General features: G+C 71.2%; 15 protein-coding genes. 9 read left to right on the top strand and 6 right to left on the bottom strand.

The window, feature by feature from the left end; all coding sequences use genetic code 11:
• Nucleotides 1–36: 36 nt before the first annotated feature.
• Entirely contained in the window at nt 37–1,542 is a 1,506-nt protein-coding gene (locus ACFZDI_RS24705; protein ID WP_234846914.1) for a peptide MFS transporter, read from the bottom strand.
• 515 nt (nt 1,543–2,057) lie between these two features.
• Between ACFZDI_RS24705 and ACFZDI_RS24700 the strand changes: the two genes are divergently transcribed.
• Both ACFZDI_RS24700 and ACFZDI_RS24695 read left to right on the top strand, forming a co-directional pair.
• A complete protein-coding gene (locus ACFZDI_RS24700) occupies nt 2,058–2,735 on the top strand; it encodes a response regulator transcription factor (protein ID WP_030844734.1) in 678 nt (225 codons plus the stop codon).
• Between the two features lie 28 nt (nt 2,736–2,763).
• On the top strand, nt 2,764–4,041 hold the full coding sequence (locus tag ACFZDI_RS24695; RefSeq protein WP_234846915.1) for an ATP-binding protein: 1,278 nt from the start codon (nt 2,764–2,766) through the stop codon (nt 4,039–4,041).
• Nucleotides 4,042–4,080: 39 nt separating this feature from the next.
• Here the strand turns inward: ACFZDI_RS24695 and ACFZDI_RS24690 are convergent, their stop codons facing one another.
• Nucleotides 4,081–4,581: a GtrA family protein gene (locus tag ACFZDI_RS24690; RefSeq protein WP_361117847.1), complete on the bottom strand. Its 501-nt coding sequence runs from the start codon at nt 4,579–4,581 to the stop codon at nt 4,081–4,083.
• Between the two features lie 163 nt (nt 4,582–4,744).
• Here ACFZDI_RS24690 and ACFZDI_RS24685 point away from each other — a divergent pair, with 163 nt between their 5' ends.
• From ACFZDI_RS24685 to ACFZDI_RS24670, 4 genes are all read left to right on the top strand, one after another.
• Entirely contained in the window at nt 4,745–5,884 is a 1,140-nt protein-coding gene (locus ACFZDI_RS24685; RefSeq protein ID WP_234846917.1) for a 5-(carboxyamino)imidazole ribonucleotide synthase, read from the top strand.
• Nucleotides 5,881–6,408 carry a 5-(carboxyamino)imidazole ribonucleotide mutase gene (purE, locus tag ACFZDI_RS24680; protein WP_234846918.1) on the top strand — a complete coding sequence of 176 codons (528 nt, stop codon included), beginning with the start codon at nt 5,881–5,883 and terminating at the stop codon, nt 6,406–6,408. The genes ACFZDI_RS24685 and purE overlap by 4 nt, the downstream gene beginning before the upstream one ends.
• Before the next feature lie 5 nt (nt 6,409–6,413).
• The gene (locus tag ACFZDI_RS24675; protein ID WP_391253307.1) at nt 6,414–7,601 is read left to right on the top strand and encodes a membrane dipeptidase; all 1,188 of its coding nucleotides are present in this window, start codon (nt 6,414–6,416) and stop codon (nt 7,599–7,601) included.
• 142 nt (nt 7,602–7,743) lie between these two features.
• The gene (locus ACFZDI_RS24670) at nt 7,744–8,880 is read left to right on the top strand and encodes a membrane dipeptidase (RefSeq protein WP_391253305.1); all 1,137 of its coding nucleotides are present in this window, start codon (nt 7,744–7,746) and stop codon (nt 8,878–8,880) included.
• Between the two features lie 40 nt (nt 8,881–8,920).
• Here ACFZDI_RS24670 and ACFZDI_RS24665 read toward each other — a convergent pair whose 3' ends face one another.
• Entirely contained in the window at nt 8,921–9,313 is a 393-nt protein-coding gene (locus ACFZDI_RS24665; protein WP_391253302.1) for a VOC family protein, read from the bottom strand.
• 14 nt (nt 9,314–9,327) lie between these two features.
• The gene (locus ACFZDI_RS24660; RefSeq protein WP_391253300.1) at nt 9,328–9,699 is read right to left on the bottom strand and encodes a VOC family protein; all 372 of its coding nucleotides are present in this window, start codon (nt 9,697–9,699) and stop codon (nt 9,328–9,330) included.
• Nucleotides 9,700–9,815: 116 nt separating this feature from the next.
• Here ACFZDI_RS24660 and ACFZDI_RS24655 point away from each other — a divergent pair, with 116 nt between their 5' ends.
• Nucleotides 9,816–10,322, top strand: coding sequence for a CGNR zinc finger domain-containing protein (locus tag ACFZDI_RS24655; protein ID WP_234846923.1), 507 nt, complete (start codon nt 9,816–9,818; stop codon nt 10,320–10,322).
• Between the two features lie 174 nt (nt 10,323–10,496).
• Here ACFZDI_RS24655 and ACFZDI_RS24650 read toward each other — a convergent pair whose 3' ends face one another.
• Nucleotides 10,497–11,840 carry a nucleotide sugar dehydrogenase gene (locus ACFZDI_RS24650; RefSeq protein WP_391253298.1) on the bottom strand — a complete coding sequence of 448 codons (1,344 nt, stop codon included), beginning with the start codon at nt 11,838–11,840 and terminating at the stop codon, nt 10,497–10,499.
• A gap of 189 nt (nt 11,841–12,029) precedes the next feature.
• Here ACFZDI_RS24650 and ACFZDI_RS24645 point away from each other — a divergent pair, with 189 nt between their 5' ends.
• Nucleotides 12,030–13,187 (top strand): acyl-CoA dehydrogenase, encoded by a 1,158-nt coding sequence (locus ACFZDI_RS24645; RefSeq protein ID WP_234846925.1) that lies wholly within the window; start codon nt 12,030–12,032, stop codon nt 13,185–13,187.
• 42 nt (nt 13,188–13,229) lie between these two features.
• On the opposite strand, the gene ACFZDI_RS24640 is transcribed toward ACFZDI_RS24645, so the two are convergent.
• Nucleotides 13,230–14,453, bottom strand: a complete 1,224-nt coding sequence (locus tag ACFZDI_RS24640) for a phosphatidylserine/phosphatidylglycerophosphate/cardiolipin synthase family protein (RefSeq protein WP_234846926.1) — start codon at nt 14,451–14,453, stop codon at nt 13,230–13,232.
• Between the two features lie 242 nt (nt 14,454–14,695).
• Between ACFZDI_RS24640 and ACFZDI_RS24635 the strand changes: the two genes are divergently transcribed.
• Nucleotides 14,696–15,061 (top strand): four-helix bundle copper-binding protein, encoded by a 366-nt coding sequence (locus tag ACFZDI_RS24635; protein ID WP_234846927.1) that lies wholly within the window; start codon nt 14,696–14,698, stop codon nt 15,059–15,061.
• The last annotated feature ends 4 nt before the right edge of the window (nt 15,062–15,065 follow it).

The following is a 15,065-nucleotide window of genomic DNA, read 5'->3' as shown; positions in this document are numbered from 1 at the left end:
TGCGACGGCCCTCCTCCAGGAGTCAGGCGGCGGTGATCAGCGGACGTCGCCCATCATGGCCTTGACCTTCTTGCGGTACATGTACACCGCGAAGCCGGCGACCACGGCGAGCGCCGCCTCCAGCGCCACGAAGCCCGTCTTGTCGAGGTTGACCCCGCCGACGGCCGGGTTCGACAGCAGTGCGGTGACGGAGTCGCCCGCGGTGACCGCGAGGAACCAGACGCCCATCATCTGCGAGGCGTACTTCGCCGGCGCCATCTTCGTCGTCACGGACAGACCCACCGGGGACAGCGTCAGCTCGCCGACGGTCTGCACGAAGTAGATCGCGACCAGCCACATCGCCGCGGCCTTGTGACCGCCCTCGGCGATCGACAGCGGGGCGAGGAAGAGGAAGAAGGACGCACCCACCAGCACCAGACCGGAGGCGAACTTCACGATGGTGCTCGGCTCCTTGCCGCGCCGGTTCAGCCACAGCCACAGCCAGGCGAACACGGGTGCCAGGGCCATGATCAGGACCGGGTTGACCGACTGGTACCAGGAGACCGGGAACTCCCAGCCGAAGACGGTGTTGTCGGCCTTGTCGCTGGCGAAGAGCGACAGGGTCGAGCCGCCCTGGTCGTAGATCATCCAGAACACGGCGGCGGCGACGAAGAACCAGATGTACGCCGACACCTTCGACCGCTCGCCGGAGTCCAGGTCCTTGTCGCGCATGATGCGCGAGATGACCAGGATCGGCACGATCAGGCCGAGGAGCGTGAGCGGGATCAGCGCCCAGTTGAGGGTGAAGTGGCCGGTGCCGCCGACGAGGCCGTAGAAGACCACGGCGATGGCCAGCCAGATCAGGCCCTTGCGCAGGGTGGACGCCTTCTCGGCGGGCGTCAGCGGGGTCGGGACCACGTTGCTCTTCGCGTCCAGGTGGCGGCTGCCGAGCAGGAACTGGACGAGGCCCAGTGCCATGCCGAGCGCGGCCAGGGCGAAGCCCAGGTGCCAGTTGACGTTCTCACCGACGGTGCCGATGACCAGCGGCGCGATGAAGGCGCCGAGGTTGATGCCGATGTAGAAGACCGTGAAGCCACCGTCGCGGCGCGGGTCCTCCGGGCCGTCGTAGAGGTGGCCGACCATCGTGGAGATGTTGGCCTTCAGCAGACCGGAGCCGACGGCGACCAGACCCAGGCCGACGTAGAAGCTCGCGGCGGCGGGCAGCGCCAGGCACAGGTGGCCGATCATGATGACCACGCCGGCGGCGGCGACCGTCTTGCGGGGGCCGAGCACACGGTCGGCGAACCAGCCGCCGGGCAGGGTGAGCAGGTACACCAGCGACACGTACACGGCGTAGATCGCCGTCGCCGTGCCCGCGGGCAGATGCAGGCCACCCGGGGCCACCAGGTACAGCGGGAGCAGGGCCCTCATGCCGTAGTAGGAGAAGCGCTCCCACATCTCGGTCATGAACAGAGTGGCCAGTCCGCGGGGGTGGCCGAAGAAGGTCTTCTCGGAACCGGGGGTTACCGGTCGGGCCGAGTCCTTCGTCAGGCTGGACGCCATGGTCGTTCCTTGCTGCTCGGGACGCGCCCCGCGAGCAGCGGTGGTGCGCCCGGTGGGGGCTGCCGGCACCGGCGGGTACGGCCGTCCGCCCGACGCCTACGGGGGTTCGCTCCGGGTCACGAAGCGGTGGGCGGTCGCCACCGGGATCCACGCCTCTACGCGCGTCACCACACGTATGAGGCCCGGCCACAGGTCGTTACACATCGGGGGCCGGCGGGAACCGGCCCGCACACAAAAGAGACCTCCAGGGCAAAAGCCTCCGAAGGTCGCCGTGGTGCTACAGGCGTTGATTCACCATACGGCAGGACACCGACCCATATGGAAGGACTTGAGACACGGATCACAGGCTCCAACGGAACCGCACGCCCGTTTCCAAGGTCCTTACCAGGATCCCACCCCGGAGGCAGAGGTCTGTATCCATACACGTGACACGTAAGAGCCGCCTCTGCCGACGGTAAGAATCAAGGACTCCGGTCACACCCCAGCTCAGGGCGTCGCCGGTCTACCATCACCTCATGACCCGTGTACTGCTCGCCGAGGACGATGCGTCCATCTCGGAGCCGCTGGCCCGTGCTCTGCGCCGGGAGGGCTACGAGGTCGAGGTCCGTGAGGACGGGCCCACCGCTCTCGACGCCGGACTGCAGGGTGGCGTGGACCTGGTCGTGCTCGACCTCGGGCTGCCCGGCATGGACGGTCTGGAGGTGGCCCGCCGCCTGCGGGGCGAGGGGCACGCCATCCCGATCCTCATCCTGACCGCGCGCGCAGACGAGGTGGACACCGTCGTCGGGCTCGACGCGGGCGCCGACGACTACGTCACCAAGCCGTTCCGGCTCGCCGAGCTGCTCGCCCGGGTGCGGGCGCTGCTCCGGCGCGGTGCCTCCGAGCCGCAGCAGCCGCCCGCCACGCACGGCGTGCGCATCGACGTCGAGTCGCACCGCGCCTGGATGGGCGAGGAGGAGCTCCAGCTCACCGCCAAGGAGTTCGACCTGCTGCGGGTGCTGGTGCGCGACGCGGGCCGGGTCGTCACCCGCGACCAGCTGATGCGCGAGGTCTGGGACACGACGTGGTGGTCGTCGACCAAGACCCTCGACATGCACATCTCCTGGCTGCGCAAGAAGCTCGGCGACGACGCGGCCAACCCCCGCTACATCGCCACCGTGCGCGGTGTGGGTTTCCGTTTCGAGAAGAGCTGAGCCGCGAGGCGGGCTCGGGTAACAGGACATGCGTCGCCGACTGATCCAGTCCACGCTCGCCGTGGTGCTCGTCGTGATCGCCGTCTTCGGCGTCTCCCTCGTCATCGTCGAGACCCGGACGATCAGCAACAGCGCCCAGGAGCGGGTCGAGTCCGAGGCGGTCCGGCTGGCCAGCATCGTCGACAGCCGGCTCTTCGGTGCCCAGCAGGTCGACGCGGAGGTGCTGCGCGAGCAGGTCACGCAGGACCGCTACTACGCGATGATCCGCATCCCCGGCGAGGCGCCCATCGAGGTCGGCGACAGGCCGGACGGTGACGTCATCAGCGCGACCGCGCCCGGCGAGGAGGGCGAGACGGTCACCGTCCAGGAACCGCGCTCCTCGGTCACCCGTGAGGTCGGCCGGACGCTGCTGATCATCGGGCTGGTCGCGCTGCTGGCGGTGGTGGCAGCGGTCCTGCTGGCCGTCCGCCAGGCGAACCGGCTGGCGTCCCCGCTGACCGACCTCGCGGAGACGGCCGAGCGGCTCGGCTCGGGCGACCCGCGGCCCCGGCACAAGCGGTACGGGGTGCCCGAGCTGGACCGGGTGGCGGACGTGCTGGACGGCTCCGCCGAGCGCATCGCCCGCATGCTGACCGCCGAACGCCGGCTGGCCGCGGACGCCTCCCACCAGCTGCGCACCCCGCTCACGGCGCTGTCGATGCGGCTGGAGGAGATCACCCTCACCGACGACCCGGACACGGTGAAGGAGGAGGCGACGATCGCGCTGACGCAGGTCGAGCGGCTCACGGACGTCGTGGAGCGGCTGCTGACGAACTCCCGCGATCCGCGCACCGGCTCCGCCGTCTCTTTCGACCTCGACGAGGTCATCCAGCAGCAGCTCGCCGAGTGGCGGCCGGCGTACCGCAGCGCGGGCCGGGCGATCGTCAGCTCCGGCAAGCGGCATCTGCGGGCGGTCGGCACACCCGGCGCGGTCGCGCAGGTCCTGGCCGCCCTGATCGAGAACTCCCTCATGCACGGCGGCGGCACGGTCGCCCTGCGCACCCGCGTCACCGGCAACCAGGCGGTCATCGAGGTCACCGACGAGGGGCCCGGCATCCCCGCCGACCTGGGCGCCCGCATCTTCGAAAGGGCGATCAGCGGCCGCAACTCCACCGGCATCGGCCTGGCGGTCGCCCGCGACCTCGCGGAGGCCGACGGCGGCCGTCTGGAGATGCTCCAGACCAAGCCCCCGGTCTTCGGCCTGTTCCTGTCCCGCACCCCGCTGCAGAAGCCCGCGGACGACGACGGGGAGCCGACGGTCCGCTAGGTCGTGTCCGCGACCTAGTTGTGCCACGCCGCGTGCGGGCTACGGCACCTGCTGCCTGGTCTTCGGGAGTGCGGCGGGCTCCGACCGCGGGGCCGGGTCCGGCGCGGGCTCGCGGGCGGGCAGCGCGCGGAAGACCCAGGAGCGGTAGGACCAGAAGCGGAACAGGGTCGCGATGCCGATGCCCAGGAACTTGAAGACGTTGTTCTGGAGCGGGGTGTTCCAGCCGAAGCCATACGTGGCCGCGTACAGGACGCCGTTCTCGATGACCAGGCCGATCGCGCTGAACAGCAGGAAGAGAGTCATCTCACGCGTACGGCGGCTCTTGTCGCGGTCGCGGTATGTGAAGTAGCGGAAGCCGACGTAGTTGAACACGATCGCGACGACGGTCGCGATGACGCTCGCCCGGACCACCTGGAGGTCGGTGGTGTGGCGTACGAGGTTGAAGACGGCGAGGTTGACCAGCACCCCGGCACCGCCCACCGCGCCGAACTTGGCGACTTCACGTACGACCCGTCGGAGCCGGGAGGCACCATGTCCCATGGTCGTGCAGGCCCCCGTCCGTTCGTCGGCGTCGATCCAGCCATGCTAACCACCCTCCCGTGCGATCTTCCTGCGGATACCGGTCGACGCCCGGAGATGCTCCGGGCGGGGCAGGTGGGGGACAGGAAACCGGCCACCCTGGCGCGGCCGATACCCTGGGGGCGTGACGTTCCCGGTAGTCGGCATGGTCGGCGGTGGCCAGCTCGCTCGTATGACACACGAGGCGGGCATCCCGCTGGGCATCAGGTTCAAGCTCCTCAGTGACACCCCGCAGGACTCCGCTGCGCAGGTCGTGAGCGATGTCGTCATCGGCGACTATCGCGACCTCGACACGCTGCGCGAGTTCGCCCGGGGGTGCGATGTGATCACCTTCGATCACGAACACGTACCCACCGAGCACCTCAGGGCCCTCGAAGCGGACGGCATCCCCGTCCGCCCCGGCCCGGACGCGCTCGTGCACGCCCAGGACAAGGGGGTGATGCGCGCGAAGCTCGACGCGATCGGCGTGCCGTGCCCCCGGCACCGGATCGTGAGCGACCCGCAGGACGTGGCCGCCTTCGCGGCCGAGGGCGAGGGATTCCCGGTCGTCCTCAAGACCGTCCGCGGCGGCTACGACGGCAAGGGCGTGTGGGTCGTCGACTCCGTCGAGGAGGCCGCCGACCCGTTCAAGGCCGGTGTCCCCGTGCTCGCCGAGGAGAAGGTCGACTACGTCCGTGAGCTGGCCGCCAACGTCGTCCGCTCGCCGCACGGCCAGGCCGTGGCCTACCCGGTGGTGGAGTCGCAGCAGGTGAACGGCGTCTGCGACACGGTCGTCGCCCCCGCGCCCGACCTCGACGAGGCCCTCGCCCTGGAGGCCTCCGAGATGGCGCTGAACATCGCCAAGGAGCTCGGCGTCGTCGGGCACCTCGCGGTCGAGCTGTTCCAGACCCGCGACGGCCGCATCCTCGTCAACGAACTGGCGATGCGCCCGCACAACTCCGGCCACTGGTCCATGGACGGTGCCGTCACCAGCCAGTTCGCCAACCATGTCCGCGCGGTCCTGGACCTGCCCCTGGGCGACCCGCGCCCGCGCGCGAAGTGGACCGTGATGGTCAACGTCCTCGGCGGCGACTTCCCGGACATGTACTCCGCGTACCTGCACTGCATGGCCCGCGACCCCCAGCTCAAGATCCACATGTACGGCAAGGACGTGAAGCCCGGCCGCAAGGTCGGACACGTCAACACCTACGGCGACGACCTGGACGACGTGCTGGAGCGCGCGCGTCACGCAGCCGGCTACCTGAGAGGCACCATCACCGAATGAGCCCTGTTGTTGGCATCGTCATGGGGTCGGACTCCGACTGGCCCGTCATGGAGGCCGCCGCCAAGGCCCTCGACGAGTTCGAGATCGCCTACGAGGTCGACGTCGTCTCCGCGCACCGCATGCCGCGCGAGATGGTCGCCTACGGCGAGCAGGCCGACGCCCGCGGGCTCAAGGTGATCATCGCCGGTGCGGGCGGCGCCGCCCACCTGCCCGGCATGCTTGCCTCCGTGACCCCCCTGCCGGTCATCGGCGTGCCGGTGCCGCTGAAGTACCTCGACGGCATGGACAGCCTCCTGTCGATCGTGCAGATGCCGGCCGGTGTCCCGGTCGCCACGGTCTCCGTCGCCGGCGCCCGCAACGCCGGGCTGCTCGCGGCCCGCATCCTCGCCGCGCACGACGAGGAACTGCGCGGCCGGATGCGCGACTTCCAGCAGGAGCTGAACGACCAGGCCACCGAGAAGGGCAAGCGGCTGCGCTCCAAGGTCGAGGGCGCGGGCGGCTTCGGCTTCGGCGCGAGGAAGTGACGGCGGTGACGTCCCAGGAGGCGGTCCGGGAGCTCCTGCGCGAGTTCCCGGTCGTCGACGGCCACAACGACCTGCCCTGGGCGCTGCGCGAACAGGTCCGCTACGACCTCGACGCCCGTGACATCGCCACCGACCAGAGCGCCCATCTGCATACCGACATCCCCCGGCTGCGCGCGGGCGGGGTCGGCGCCCAGTACTGGTCGGTGTACGTCCGCACGGACGCGCCCGACCCGGTGGCCGCCACCCTCGAACAGATCGACTGCGTACGGCAGTTGCTGACCCGCCACCCCGAGGACCTGCGCCCCGCGCTCACCGCCGCCGACATGGAGGCCGCGCGCGGGGAGGGACGTATCGCCTCGCTCATGGGGGCGGAGGGCGGCCACTCCATCGCCAACTCCCTGGGCACCCTGCGCGGCTTGTACGGCCTCGGCGTGCGGTACATGACCCTCACCCACAACGACAACGTCGACTGGGCGGACTCCGCGACCGATCAACCGAGGGCCGGCGGCCTGACCGCGTTCGGCCGCGAGGTCGTCCGGGAGATGAACCGGCTCGGCATGCTCGTCGACCTCTCCCACGTGGCGGCGACGACCATGCGGGACGCGCTCGACGCGAGCTCCGCTCCGGTGATCTTCTCCCACTCCTCCGCCCGGGCCGTCTGCGACCACCCGCGCAACGTCCCCGACGACGTCCTGGAGCGGCTGCCCGCCAACGGCGGCGTGGCGATGGTGACGTTCGTGCCGAAGTTCGTGCTCCAGGCGGCCGTCGACTGGACCGCGGCGGCCGACGAGAACATGCGCGTCCACGGCTTCCACCCCCTCGACACCACCGCGGAGGCCATGAAGGTGCACCGCGCCTTCGAGGAGCGGCACCCGCGCCCGGTCGCGACGGTGTCGACGGTCGCCGACCACCTGGACCACATGCGCGAGGCGGCCGGCATCGACCACCTCGGCATCGGCGGCGACTACGACGGCACGGCCTTCACCCCCGACGGCCTCGCCGACGTCTCCGGCTACCCGAACCTCCTCGCGGAGCTGCTCGACCGCGGCTGGTCGAAGGCCGACCTGGCCAAGCTGACCTGGAAGAACGCGGTCCGGGTGCTGGACGCGGCGGAGGACGTGGCCCGGGGTCTTCAGGCGACGCGCTCGCCGTCCAACGCCACGATCGGGTCCCTGGACACACCCGCCGGCTGAGCGTCGAGGGCGGGGTAGCCGGTGTAGCCGGTCGCCCCGCCGACGAGGCCCGCGTCGTACTCCGAACGCCCCGCCCACCAGGAACCACGTCCCGCTCCGTGCGACGGTGACCGTACCTCACGAACGACCGTACGGAGCCGCCATGGCAGACCTCCAGGACGACCTGCGTACCGACGCCGCGGCCGCCGGCGAGTTCGACGAGCGGACCGAGCCGTACCCCGACGAGGGCGTCGTCACGGCGGAGTCCTACGAGCCCGTCTCCGACCCGGACGACGCGCCCTTGACCCGGGCCCGCGCCATCCTCGCGGCACACCCCGTCGCCGACGGCTACAACGGGCTGCCCTGGGCACTCAAGCGCCTGCCCTGGTACGACCTGGAGGACGGCGAGAGCACCGTGGACACGGACGTGCCCCGGCTGCGCAGCGGTCATGTGGGCGCGCTCTTCTGGTCATTGCACCTGCCCGAGGGCCTCGACGGCGACCGGGCCGTGGGCGCCACCCTGGAGCAGCTCGACCTGGCGAAGAGCGTTGCCCGGGCCTGCGAGGAGGGCCTGCGGCCGGCCAGCACGGCCGGGCAGGTCGCGGACGCCCGCAACCGCGGCCGGGTCGCCGTGCTCCTCGGTCCCGCCGGAGCCCCGGCCCTGGGGGACTCGCTCGGCATCCTGCGCCAGCTGAACCTGCTCGGCCTGCGGGTGCTGACGCTGACCGGGGTGTCCTGGGCGAGCGAGGAGGGACTGACCCGGTTCGGCGAGGAGGTCGTGCGCGAGATGAACCGCCTCGGCGTCATCGCGGACCTCTCGGGTGCCTCCACGCAGACCCTGCGGCGGGTCCTGAGCCTCTCCCGGGCACCCGTGCTGTGCAGCCGCTCCGCGGCCCGGAGCCTGCGCCCCCACCCCGCCAACCTGCCCGACGACCTGCTGGCGGAGCTGGGCGCGGCCAAGGGGCTGTGCCTGGTGCCGCTGACCGCCGAGCAGACCGGCCCGACCGTGCGCGACGTCGCCGACCACCTCGACCACATCCGTGCCGTGGCCGGAGCCCACTGCGTCGGCCTGTCCGGCACGTACGACTCCGGGGCCGCCCACCCGCAGGAGCTCGGCGACACCTCCTGCTATCCGCGGCTGGTGGCCGAGCTGCTGCGGCGCGGCTGGGACGAGCCGGACGTGGCCCTGCTGACCTGGGGCAACGTCCAGCGCGTCCTGCGCGGCGCCGACTTCACGGCCCGGGCCGCCCAGCAGCGCCGGGAGCCGTCGACGGCGACGATCTCGGAGCTGGACGGGTAGCCGCGGGCCCGGCCGTGCCGGTCCGGCCGGGCCCTGAGGCTCAGCCGTGTTCGATCCGGCACAGGCAGAACGGGTGTCCGGCCGGGTCGGCGTAGACGCGGAAGTCCTTCTTCTCGTAGTCCTCCTTGTCCAGCACCCGGGCGCCCAGCGCCAGCACCCGCTCCTCGGCCGCGTCGATCTCGTCCCACGTCGAGCCGCCGTCGAAGTCCAGGTGGAACTGCTGGGCGTTGCGGTCGGCCCGCGGCCACTCCGGCGGGGTGTGGTCCGGGGAGCGCTGGAAGGCGAGCCGGGGACCGCCGGGGACGGGCAGCACCACCCAGTCGGGGTCGTCGTCCTCCGGAGTTCCTCCACCGACCTGCGCGTAGAAGCGGGCCAGCGCGCGGGGGTCGGGGCAGTCGACGACCACGGAACGGAAACGTGCCACGCCGGACATGGGGCCTCCAGAGATCAGCTGGCGCAGAGGCAGAACGGGTGCCCGGCCGGATCGGCGTAAACCCGGAACGTGCGCTCCCGGTCGTCGGCGTCCAGCGGCTTCGCGCCGAGCGCCAGCACGCCCTTCTCCGCCGTGTCCAGGTCGTCCACCACCAGGTCGAGGTGGAACTGCTGCGAGCCGTCGGCGGACGGCCACTGCGGCGCCACGTACCCGGGCGAGGCCTGGAAGGCCAGTGGGGTGCCGCCCGGCACGTTCAGGTCGACCCACTCGTCCTCCCCGTCGGTCTCCACCGTCGGTGTGCCGCCGAGCACCTCGGCGTAGAAACCGGCCAGTGCGCGCGGGTCGGGACAGTCCAGGACGACGACACCCAGCTTGGCGAGAGCCATGACTTCCTCCTCGAAGTCGGCGTTACCCGCAAAGGCGGGTAACCAGTAACCGTTACTGCATGCTCCCCCATGGGCGGTAACCTCGCAAGGGGATGCGCGAGAGGTACGGTCCAGCCATGACGGAGAGAGCGCCCGCGCCCGGCGGCCTGGCCCTGGTCGAGGCCCTGGTGAACACGCTGGACATCGAGTCCGGCGCCGACGCGCTGGACAGGCCCGAGGTCCGCGAGCGCCTCGGCATCACCGCGGACGAGGCCGACCGGGCCCGCACCCTGCGCGAGTCGCTGCGCGCGATCCTCCTGGCCCACGCCGGGCACCCGCCGCACCGCGCGGTCGTCCCGCTCGGCGAGCTCCTGGCCGAGGCCCCGCTCCTCGTCACCGTCGACGCGGCGGACGGCTCGGCCGCCCTCGCCCCTGCCCGCGACGGCTCCCTGCACGCACGCGTGGCCGCCGCCGTCGCCGAGGCCCTGGTCGCCGGCACCTGGATCCGCCTCAAGGCCTGCGAGGCCGCCGACTGCCACTGGGCCTACTACGACCGCAGCCCGGCCGGCCGTGGCCGCTGGTGCTCCATGCAGGTCTGCGGGGCGCGCGCGAAGATGCGCCGCTACCGGGCCAAGGAGGCGTAGCGGGCCTGTGGCGGCTCTCCGCGGCGTCGCGACGCCCGGCCCGCTCCGCCCAGAAGCCCGCTAGCCGCCCCGCCGCCCGTCCGGGTGGGGCAGAATGCACGAAGACGCCGGTTCGGCCGACTGAGCCTCGGCCGAACCGGCGTCACCTTCCTCGCGCGGTGAGGTCTCCCCCACTCAGGCCCTGGGCCGCCCCATCGCCCGGTACGTCCAGCCGGCCTTGCGCCAGCGCTCCGGGTCCAGGGCGTTGCGCCCGTCCAGGATGACCCGCGCCGCCGCGACCTCGCCGAGGGCCTCGGCGTCCAGCTCCCGGAACTCCCGCCACTCCGTCAGATGCAGCACGATGTCGGCACCGCGCACGGCCTCCAGCGCCGAGTCGGCGTAGCCGAGCGTCGGGAACACCCCGCGGGCGTTGTCCATGCCCTTCGGGTCGTAGACCGTCACCTGCCCGCCCTGGAGGTGGATCTGCCCGGCCACGTTCAGCGCGGGGGAGTCCCGGACGTCGTCCGAGTCGGGCTTGAAGGTCGCGCCCAGCACGGCCACCCGCTTGCCCAGGAACGGCCCGCCGCCCAGCGCCTGCCGGGCCAGCTCCACCATCTGCCCGCGCTGGCGCATGTTGATCGAGTCGATCTCCCGCAGGAACGTCAGCGCCTGGTCCGCGCCCAGCTCACCCGCGCGCGCCATGAACGCCCGGATGTCCTTCGGCAGGCACCCGCCGCCGAAACCGATCCCGGCCCGCAGGAACTTCTTGCCGATCCGGTCGTCGTAGCCGATGGCCTCCGCCAGCTTGGCGACGTCCCCGCCCGCGGCCTCGCAGACCTCCGCCATCGCGTTGATGAACGAGATCTTCGTGGCGAGGAAGGAGTTCGCGGAGGTCTTCACCAGCTCCGAGGTCGGGAAGTCCGTCGCCACGAACGGCGAGCCCTCGGCGATCGGCGTCGCGTAGACCTCCCGCAGCAGCTTCTCGGCCCGCTCGCTGCGCACGCCCACCACGAGACGGTCGGGGTGCAGCGTGTCGTCGACGGCGAAGCCCTCGCGCAGGAACTCCGGGTTCCACGCCAGCTCGGCGTCCTGACCGGCGGGCGCGTGCGCGGCCAGGTAGGCCGCGAGGCGGTCCGCGGAGCCGACCGGCACGGTCGACTTGCCGACCACCAACGCCGGGCCGTGCAGATGCGGCGCGAGCGAAGCGATCGCGGAGTCGACGTAACTCATGTCGCAGGCGTACTCGCCGTGCCGCTGCGGGGTGTTCACACAGACGAAGTGCACATCGCCGAACGCGCCGACCTCGGCCCAGTCCTGGGTGAAGCGCAGCCGGCCGCTGGAGCCCTCGATGCCGGCGACGTGCTTGCGCAGCAGCTCCTCGAGACCCGGCTCGTACATCGGGGCCTCGGCGCGCTCCAGCTTCTCGATCTTCTCGCGCACGACGTCGAGGGCGAGCACCTCGAAGCCCAGCTCGGCCATGGCCGCCGCGTGTGTCGCGCCGAGATAACCGGTGCCGATCACGGTGATCTTCAGGGCCATGGGGTGCTCCAGGGGTCTACGGCATGCGGTGCGCGCCCGAGCATAGCCGGGGCATGACTGCGCGCCTTCACGGGCAACTTCTCCGCTGTCGCCTAGCTCACGTATCACTCGGGTGGGCGACCCCATAAACTTTTGATTACTTAACGGTAGTTAGCGCCACCATCGCAGCGTTTTGGAGCGTGAGAGACCTTGGCCGGATCGGCTGACTTCGACCTGTACCGCCCGTCCGAGGAGCACGACATGCTCCGTGACGCCGTCCGCTCGCTGGCCGAGGCGAAGATCGCGCCGCACGCCGCCGCGGTGGACGAGGAGGCCCGCTTCCCCCGCGAGGCCCTCCAGGCGCTTGTCGCGAACGACCTGCACGCCGTGCACGTACCCGAGGAGTACGGCGGCTCCGGCGCGGACGCGCTCGCCACCGTCATAGTGATCGAGGAGGTCGCCCGCGTGTGCGCCTCCTCCTCCCTCATCCCCGCGGTGAACAAGCTGGGCTCGCTCCCGGTGATCCTCTCCGGCTCCGAGGACCTGAAGAAGAAGTACATGACCCCGCTGGCCAAGGGCGAGGGCATGTTCTCCTACTGCCTCTCCGAGCCGGACGCCGGCTCCGACGCCGCCGGCATGAAGACCAAGGCCGTCCGCGATGGCGACTACTGGGTCCTCAACGGCGTGAAGCGCTGGATCACCAACGCCGGCGAGTCCGAGTACTACACGGTGATGGCCGTCACCGACCCGGCCAAGCGCTCCAAGGGCATCTCGGCCTTCGTCGTCGAGAAGTCGGACGAGGGCGTCTCCTTCGGCGCCCCCGAGAAGAAGCTCGGCATCAAGGGCTCCCCGACCCGCGAGGTGTACCTCGACAACGTCCGCATCCCCGCCGACCGCATGATCGGCGAGGAGGGCACCGGCTTCGCCACGGCGATGAAGACCCTGGACCACACCCGCATCACCATCGCCGCGCAGGCGCTCGGCATCGCCCAGGGCGCCCTCGACTACGCCAAGGGCTACGTCCAGGAGCGCAAGCAGTTCGGCAAGCCGATCGCCGACTTCCAGGGCATCCAGTTCATGCTCGCCGACATGTCCATGAAGATCTCGGCCGCCCGCGCCCTGACCTACCAGGCCGCCGCCGCCTCCCAGCGCGTCGACGCCGACCTCACCTACCTGGGCGCCGCCGCCAAGTGCTTCGCCTCGGACGTGGCGATGGAGGTCACCACCGACGCCGTCCAGCTCCTCGGCGGCTACGGCTACACGCGCGACTACCCGGTGGAGCGCATGATGCGCGACGCCAAGATCACGCAGATTTATGAAGGCACGAATCAGGTCCAGCGCATCGTCATGGCGCGCAACCTGCCGTGACCCGTCCCCCGGGGGCCGGGCACCACCGGCCCCCGGATGCGCTCACAGGAACCGCCGGATCGGGGTGACCGCCGCCTCGGCCAGGCGCTCGGTGAAGGGGCGGCGCTTCCAGCGGGTGGCGTCGATGGGCTCACTGCGCTCGCGGTCGGCCTCGAAGTCGGCGTCGAGCCGGGCGGTGAAGTCCTCGTCGAGGACCGCCAGGACGACCTCCTCGTCGTGCTCCATGGAGCGGCGGTTGAAGTTCGTGGAGCCGATGAGGGAACAGACCCCGTCCACCGTCATGATCTTCGTGTGGAGCATCGTCGGCTGGTACTCCCGCACCTCCACACCCGCGTCGACGAGCGTCTGGTAGTGCTGCCGCCCGGCCAGCAGACAGGCCCGCTGGTCGGTGTGGGGTCCGGGCAGCAGGATCTCTACCGTCACCCCGCGCCGGGCCGCCGCCGCCAGCAGGTCGACGAAGTAGGCGTCCGGGGCGAAGTAGGCCGTGGCCAGCCGCAGGCGCTCCTGCGCCGAGGTGATCAGGACCCGCAGGATCGTCTGCATGTCCTGCCAGCCGAAGGAGGCCGAGCCCCGCACGACCTGGACCGTGGCCTGTCCCGGCTGCTCCTGGGCGGTGAAGCGGTCGTGCTCGTCGTAGAGGTCGTCGTGGCACTCGGCCCAGTTCTGGGCGAAGGCCGCGGCGATGCCGTCCACGGCGGGCCCGCGGACCTGTACGTGGGTGTCGCGCCACTCGTCCGGGTTCCGCGCGGAGCCGCACCACTCCTGCGCGATGCCCACGCCGCCGGTGAAGGCCGTGTGCTCGTCGGTGACCAGCACCTTGCGGTGGCAGCGGTGGTTCTGCCGCATCGGGGACTGGCGCGTGGGTCTGCGGAACCAGGCCACCTGGACGCCTGCCTCGTCCATGGCGTCCAGCAGGTCCTGCTCTATCTCCTTGGCGCCGAACCCGTCCAGCAGCAGCCGCACCCGGACACCCGCCCGGGCCCGCTCCGCCAGGGCGGCGGCGAACTCGTGGGCGACGTCACCGCGCCAGTACACGAACGTCATCATGTCGACGGTGTGCTCGGCGGCCCGGATGGCGGCCAGCATGGCGGGGAAGATCTCGTCGCCGTTGCGCAGCGGCACCAGTTCGTTGCCCTCGGTCGCGGCGATGCCGATCAGCCGCTCCAGCCGTCTGCGCAGCCGCAGCTTCTGTTCCTCCGGCCCTCTGGCCTTCGGCTCGCGCTCCGGCTCCTGCGCCCGCCGCTCGTCGTACGTCTGCTGTGTCATGTGTGGGTCTCCCCCCTGCACGGTTGCTCGCCGCCCCGCCCTCGCCGTGCCGGGCCCCGGCACGCCTGGAAACCCTTTTTGCCGCTGCCGGCGCTTTCACGCAGAGCCCGCTGAGTCGTGCCTCACAGGCGGAGCCGGTCACAGCCGGGAGGCCCCGCCCTGTGGTGCTCATGGGGCCGAAGGCGTAGGACGAGAGGTGCGGGCGTCGATCCGCGGCTCCCGCCACCCCCTGGGAGGACGTCATGACCCAGCAGCCCGCCACCACCACCCCGCTCAGCAAGGAGATGCAGGACTGCGTCCAGACCTGCATGACCTGCCACAGCGTGTGCGAGGAGACCATGAGCTCCTGCCTGCAGATGGGCGGCCAGGCCCAGATGCAGATCATGCGCGCGGTCATGGACTGTGCCGAGATGACGCGCATGTGCGCCGACATGATGATGCGTCGTTCGCCCCTGATGGCCGAGATGTGCGCGATGTGTGCCCGGGCCTGTGACATGTGCGCCGAGGCGTGTATGTCCATGCCGGAGGACGCGCAGATGATGCGCTGCGCCGAGGCCTGTCACCGCTGCGCCGAGTCGTGCCGCTCCATGGCGGGCGCCTCGATGTGAGAAC

It is taken from the genome of Streptomyces sp. NPDC007907 (assembly GCF_042959365.1).
In the GTDB taxonomy this organism is placed as follows: Bacteria; Actinomycetota; Actinomycetes; order Streptomycetales; family Streptomycetaceae; genus Streptomyces; species Streptomyces indiaensis.
Note: the sequence above shows the minus strand (reverse complement) of the source record. Positions and strands in the feature narration are given on the sequence as shown.